3 protein-coding genes are annotated in these 6,784 nt (G+C 70.2%); 1 reads left to right on the forward strand and 2 read right to left on the reverse strand.

Going from position 1 to position 6,784, the window contains the following annotated elements; translation table 11 throughout:
• Window positions 1-25: 25 nt before the first annotated feature.
• Window positions 26-2,722 carry a right-handed parallel beta-helix repeat-containing protein gene (locus AC0HS0_RS16850; RefSeq protein ID WP_472965291.1) on the reverse strand — a complete coding sequence of 899 codons (2,697 nt, stop codon included), beginning with the start codon at window positions 2,720-2,722 and terminating at the stop codon, window positions 26-28.
• A 581-nt stretch (window positions 2,723-3,303) separates the two neighbouring features.
• Window positions 3,304-5,970, reverse strand: coding sequence for a right-handed parallel beta-helix repeat-containing protein (locus tag AC0HS0_RS16855; protein WP_472965292.1), 2,667 nt, complete (start codon window positions 5,968-5,970; stop codon window positions 3,304-3,306).
• Window positions 5,971-6,173: 203 nt separating this feature from the next.
• On the opposite strand from AC0HS0_RS16855, the gene AC0HS0_RS16860 reads away from it, so the two are divergent.
• A complete protein-coding gene (locus AC0HS0_RS16860) occupies window positions 6,174-6,782 on the forward strand; it encodes an arsenate reductase/protein-tyrosine-phosphatase family protein (protein ID WP_472965293.1) in 609 nt (202 codons plus the stop codon).
• The last annotated feature ends 2 nt before the right edge of the window (window positions 6,783-6,784 follow it).

Here is a 6,784-nt window from a genome sequence, read left to right on the forward strand (position 1 = left end):
GGTGCGCTCGACTACCGGCTCCGGGTCACCAGGCCCCGAGGTGCACCGTGCCCGCGGTGCGGCCGACGATCGAGGCGATGGAGGCCGGCAGGGCGGCTGCGGCGCCGGACACCGACGCGTTCAGCTGGGCAGTGGTCTGCGCGGGCGCGCTCTCGACGAGGGCGCTGTGCGCGTCCTTGCCGGTCGCGGCGGTGAACGCCGCGAGGGTGTTGTAGACGGCCGGGTCTCCCACGCCGCGGGACCAGACCCCGAACCAGGTCGGGGCGCTCGTCGACGGCCGCCGGTACAGGTTGTAGTCGGCGTCGATCCCCAGCTGCGCGGCCGAGTAGACGTGGTTGTAGTCCTCGACGCAGATCAGGCAGTTGCCCGAGCCTCCCGAGATTACGTTGTTGCGGATCGTGTCGGGACCGGTGATCCACGTCATCGTCGGGTCGGGGAACACCTGGCGCGGGTCGTGCCCGGCATCGCTCTTGTTGTTCCCGCGGCGGGCGTCCTGGGTGATGTCCAGGTTGCGTCTGGTGTTGTCGGTGAGCGTGTTGTTCCACACCTGCACGTTGCTGACGTCGTTGAGCTTGAGCCCGTCCGACGCGTTGCGCGACACCACGTTGTCGGCGATGGTCGCGGTCGCCGAGATCTCGATCACGATGCCGTTGCCGGCGTTCCTCAGCGAGTCGTTGTGGGCGATCGTCATCCCGTAGACGGACTCGTCGAACCAGAGGCCGTGCGACAGGTTGTTCACGAATGCGCTGTTCTCGACCGTGATCCCACGCGAGCGCGTGATCTTGACGCCGCCGGAGACCGGCGACGTGTTGAAGTGCTCCGCGTTGTTGCCCGAGGCGAGCACCCCGTCGAGGGTCAGGTTGTCCGAGTTGTTGGTCTGTACCCCCAGGAGGCCGTTGCGGGCGACGGTCACCTCGCGGAGGGTGTGGCCGGAGCCGCCCAGCGCGATGCCCGTCGTGGCGTTATCCGTGAAGGACACGTTCTCGAACGTGCCGGTGCCGGCGTAGTCCGTCACCGCACCCATGTCGGGCACCGAGGGAGCGTACCGCCGCACTCCGACGCCCTTCAGCGTGAAGCCGGCCGAGCCGACGGTGATCGCCTTCTGGAGGTCGCTCGCGCGCACCTGCTTGCCCGACGGGTTCGTGCCGAGCACCAGGGTCTGCGCGGCGGTGTCGTAGAAGAACGTCCCGGCGGTCACCTGCGCGGCGCTCGCCACCTGGCTCATCGCCGTGCCGCCGACCCAGAGCTGGTCGGGGTGAGAGGCCATCGGATAGGCCGGGTTGATCCACTGCCAGCCTGAGGCGGTGCCGTCGGGCGCGCCGCGGGTGAAGGTGGGACTGGCGTCGAACATGTGGTTCCAGCCGGTCGCCTTCCACACCGAGCCGCTCTGGACCCAGTTGGACACGACGGAGCTTCCGTCGAGGTAGACGGCCTCGTTCGGGTACGACTGGATGGTCAGCTTCTTGCCGGACGGGATCGTGAGCGACTCGTGGTAGCTGCCCTGGCGGAGCACGATGGTCGCGCCGCTCGCGGCGGCGTTGATCGCCTTCTGCACCGTGGCGAAGGGCGCCGTCGCGCTGCCGGCGCCGGAATCCGAACCGCTCGGCGAGACCACGATCGCCCCCACGGGGACGTCGTACGCCGTGCTCCCGATCGCGGCGGAGCCGGTCGTGAAGCGCGCACCCGAGGTGTCGATCGACGGGTCGGCCGACGGGGCCGGACCGGGCGCGGGAGCTCCCGGAGGCGTCGTGACGGGCGGCTGCACGACGATCGGTCCTGGCGAGGCCGTGATGGTCGGCGGCGGGGTCGGCAGGCCGCTTGGCGTCGGGGTGGGGGACGGCGTGACGGCCGGCGCCGAGGTCGGTGCCGGGGTGGAGGTCGGTGTCGGGGTGGAGGTCGGCTTCGGGGTCTCGGTCGGGGTCGGCGACGGCTTCGGGGTCGCCGTCGCGGTCACGGTGGGCTTCGGCGTCGCGGGCGGCGCAGGCGTCGACGCGACGGGCTTCAGGGCCGACGCCGTGAGAGAGTCGAACTGGACGGCCTGCACGGCCGACGCTCCCGAAAGGTACGACCACGCGGCGATCGAGCCCGCACCGCTCAGCCGGGTGGAGGCCGAGTCGTCGGCCGTGAGCTGCCACTCCGGTTGAGCGGCGCCGGCGACCCAGGCGCGGGCCTGGAGGTGCACCGGGTTCGAACCCGTGGCCTGGAACTGCAGCTGCACCGCGGAACCGGGCTTGAGGCCGCTGGCGATGCCGCGTTCCGCGGCGACGGTCGTCTGATTCGCGGTCGAGCCGTTGACGCGAACGATGGTGAGCGTCAGGATTCCGCCCATGCCGACGCGGATGTTGGCCCGGTAGTACGAGCCTCCCGCCGCCCGCACCTCGACGCCGGCGAAGACGCCGTTACCGCTGCTCGGGATCGCCGGGACATCGATCGTCGCGGCCGCTGTCACATCGGCGGCCGACACCGACGCCAGCGACGCGGTCAGTGACGCGCCCGGAGCAGGGAGTCTCATCGTGCCCACCCCGTTGCCGCTCGAGAACGACGACGCACTGTTGACCGTGTACGAGCCTCCGACCGGCGCCGTGCCCCAGCCGCCGGCCGTCGTGCGCGAGAACGCGTCCGACACCAGCTGCGAACCGGTCGTGTAGGTCGTCGTGGCGGTCGAGGAGGCGAGTGCGGGCAAGCCGCCGACGGCGAGCGCGGCCAGAGCCGCACCGGCCACACAGGTGACGATCGCTTTGCGCGATGCGAGGACTTTTCGGAAAAGGAGGGGGTTCGGTTGGGTCCGAGAGACGCGGGTAGTGCCGTGGGTCATCGAAATTGTTTCCAATGCTGCTCGTCGCGATCGATGGAGCTGGAAGGTGAGACCGGCCCTTCAGCGCGGAGTCCGGGGACCGTATCAGCACGAGAACTGCGGATCGGGCCGGCGATGTGAAGATGGGGCGGAATCGGCGCGGGAAACCAACCCGCCGAATCACCCGGAGCGGAATCTGCTCAGCCGAGCTGGGTCATCCCGCTCCTCCCCGAGCCGATCGGCGAAAGTCGGGTGGGACGGCGGGCACACGTGGGGCCGCGAGGCCACGAGCACGGCGCCTGGTCGTCATCTGTCGCTCCTTGGAGAGGTCGAATGCGATGAAACCTATCCGGGAACGTGTCTGCGGCTCTGCCTCCAGTACGAGGCACCCCAGTACGAGGCACCCCAGTACGAGGCACATACCGTTCTCCGCGCACGACAGAGCGACGCCGCCGGGTGGAAGGCCCGGCGGCGTCGCCTGCTCGTCAGAGCGGGTCAGGCGGCGTGGATCACCACGCGCCCATGTGGGCGGTGCCGGCGGGCTTGCCCACCAGCGCCGCGATCGCCGAGGTCAGACCCGCCGCCGTGCCCGTGGAGGTGGACGGCGCGGCGAGTTGCGCGGCCGACTTCGACGGCGCGTTCTCGACGAGCGTGTTGTGCCCGCCCTTGCCGGTGCCGGAGGTGAACGCCGACAGGGTGCTGTAGATGGCAGGGTTGCCCGCACCGGTCGACCAGACCGCGAACCAGCTCGGAGCGCTGGCCGAGGGGCGGCGGTACAGGTTGTAGTCCGCATCGATGCCCATCTGAGCGGCGGAGTACGTGTGCGAGTAGTCCTCGACGCACAGCAGGCAGTTGCCCGAGCCTCCCGAGATGATGTTGTTGCGGATCGTGTCGGGACCGGTGATCCACGTCATCGTCGGGTCGGGGAACGCCTGGCGCGGGTCGTGCCCGGCGTCGCTCTTGTTGTTCCCCCGTCGGGCGTCCTGGGTGATCTCCAGGTTGCGGTTGGTGTTGTCGGTGAGCGTGTTGTTCCAGACCTGCACGCCGCCGCCGATGTCGTTGAGCTTCAGCCCGTCCTTGGCGTTGTTCGACGACACGTTGTCGACGATGCTCGCCTTGGCGGAGATCTCGATGACGATGCCGTTGCCGGCGTTGCGGAGCGAGTCGTTGTGGACGACCGTCATGTTGTAGACGGACTCGTCGAACCACAGACCGTGCGACAGGTTGTCGACGAAGGCGCTGTTGTCGACCGTGATGTTGCGCGAGCGGGTGATCTTCACACCGCCGGAGACCGGCGAGGTGTTGAAGTGCTCCGCGTCGTTGCCCGAGGCGAGCACGCCGTCGAGGGTCAGGTTGTCCGAGTTGTTCGTCTGCACACCCAGGAGGCCGTTGCGGGCCACCGTGACGTTGCGCAGCGTGTGGCCGGAGCCGCCCAGAGCGATGCCGGTCGTGGCGTTGTCGGTGAACGAGACGTTCTCGAACGTGCCGGATCCCTGGTAGTCGGTCACCGCACCCATGTCGGGCACCGAAGGCGCATAGCGGCGGACGCCGACGCCCTTCAGCGTGAAGCCGGCCGAGCCGACGGTGATCGCCTTCTGGAGGTCGCTGGCGCGCACATCCTTGCCGGACGGGTCGGTGCCGAGCACGAGGGCCTTGGCCGCAGTGTCGTAGAAGAACGTTCCCGCGGTGACCTGGGATGCGCTGGCGACCTGCTTCATGGCGGTGCCGTTCACCCAGAGCTGGTCGGGGTGGGAGGCCATCGGGTAGCTCGGGTTGACGAACTGCCAGCCGGAGGACGTGCCGTCAGGGGCACCACGCGTGAACGTGGGGCTCGAGTCGAACACGTGGTTCCAGCCGGTGGCCCTCCACACGGACCCGCTCTTGGCCCAGCCGCCGACGGCCGTGCTGCCGTCGAGGTAGACGGCCTCCTTCGGGTACGACTGCACGGTGAGCTTCTTGCCGCCGGGCACCGTCAGGGACTCGTGGTACGTGCCGCCGCGCAGCACGATGGTCGCGCCGTTCGGAGCCGCGGTGAGCGCACGCTGCACCGTCTTGTACGGAGCGGCGAGGGTGCCCGCCGCGCTGTCCGAGCCGGACGGTGAGACCACGACCGCGCCGGACGGCACCGCGTAGGAGGCGCTGCCGATGGCTGCGGCGCCGGTCGCGAAACGGGTTCCGGCGGTGTTGACCGTCGGGTCGCCGGGCGACGTCGGACCCGTGGGGGTGGTCGGCGGCGTCGGGTTCTGCGTCGGCGTGGAGGTCGGCGTCGGAGTCGGCGTCGGCGTCGTGGTCGGCGGCGCCGACGGGGTCGACGTGGGGGTCGTGGGCGGCGTGGGCGTCGTGGTCGGGGTGCCCGTGGACGCCTTCAGGCTCGAGGCGGTGAGGGAGTCGAAAGCGACCCGCTGCACGGCGGAGGCACCGGACAGGTACGACCAGGCCGCGACGCTGCCCGCGCCGCTCAGCCGGGTGGAGGCGGAGTCGTCGGCCGTGAGCTGCCAGCCGGGCTGGGTGGCGCCGGCGACCCAGGCGCGGGCCTGGAGGTGCACCGGGTTCGAACCCGTGGCCTGGAACTGGAGCTGCACGGCGGAGCCGGCCTTCAGACCGGTCGCGATGCGGGTCTCCTTGCCGACCGTGGTCTGCTTGGCGGTGGAGCCGTTGACGCGCACGATGGTGAGCGTCACGGAGCCGCCCTTGGCCACGCGGATGTTGGCCTGGTAGTACGAGCCTCCGGCCGACCGCAGCTGAACGCCGGCGTAGACGCCGTTGCCCTTGGTCGGGATCGTCGGCACGTCGATCGTCGCGGCCGTCGTCACATCGGCGGCCGAGACCGTCGAGAGGTTCGCGGTCAGCGAGGAGCCGGCCTTCGGGAGGGCCATCGTGCCGACGCCGCCTGCGGTCGAGAACGACGCGGCGCTGTTGACCTTGTACGCGCCGCCGACGGGGGCTGAGCCCCAGCCGCCGGCGGCGGTACGGGAGAAGTCGTCGGACACCAGCTGCGAGGCCACCGTGTAGGTGGTCGCCGCGTTGGCCGTGAGAGCCGGGAGGCCGGCCGCGGCGAGGGCCGCGAGAGCGGTCCCTGCGACCGCGGTGATCACGGTCTTGCGGGTTCGGGGGGTGGGGGTATGGGTTTTCTTGGGGGCGGGGGTGCCGGTAAGGCGGTGTCTGGCAGCTGCCATGGAGCGTCTTCCAATGCTCGTCGCGATCAGGAAAGCATGAAGGTGAGACCAGGCCTTCTGCGCGTGAGATTTGTTGGAAAACCTATCAGACCGTGGCTGAGAGCGCACACAGGTCAGTTGATTTTACGTGGGCTATGCAATCTGAGCTAGACCGTTCTTACCCCCCAATTCGGGTGGTAAGAGGCGTCAGCGAGAATGGCACCATGCGGGCACTCACTCCTTTCGCCATCGTGACGATCTGCACCGGAAACATCTGCCGCTCCCCGGCAATGGACCTCCTGCTCGCGCGCGAGCTTGCAACGGCCGGCGGCCGGGAGGGGCCGCGATTCGTCGTGTCGTCGGCGGGCACGCACGCGATGACGGGCTGGCCGGTCAATCCGCCCATGGACAGCCTCCTCGAGGCGCGCGGGGTGGATGGCGCGATGGTGCGGAGCTTCGCCGCCCGGCAGGCCACGCGAAGCCTGCTCGCCGACGCCGGGCTGATCCTCACCGCGACCCGGGAGCACCGGGAGTGGGTCGTCGACCACGCGCCGTCGACCGTGCGGCGCGCGTTCACGCTCACCGAGTTCGCGGACGCCGCCGCCCGCGCGGACGCCGCCGCGCTGTCGGCTGCGGAGCTCGTCGCCTGGGCCGCGGCGCACCGCCCGTCGCCCGCTGTCGTCAGCCGCGACCGCGCCACCCGGCGCGGCTACGCGGAGGGCGACGTCCTCGATCCGTACGGCGAAGGTGACGCCGCCTACGAGGCGGCACTCGTGCAGATCGCCACGGCGACGGAGGTGATCGGCGCCGCGTTGCGCGCCACGACCGACTGACG

The sequence above is a fragment of the Leifsonia sp. PARNA 1/14 genome (assembly GCF_055720965.1).

Coding starts and splice junctions, on each gene's coding strand:
- AC0HS0_RS16855 (WP_472965292.1), bottom strand. CDS start 5,970: ATGGCAGCTGCCAGACACCGCCTTACCGGCACCCCCGCCCCCAAGAAA.
- AC0HS0_RS16860 (WP_472965293.1), top strand. CDS start 6,174: ATGCGGGCACTCACTCCTTTCGCCATCGTGACGATCTGCACCGGAAAC.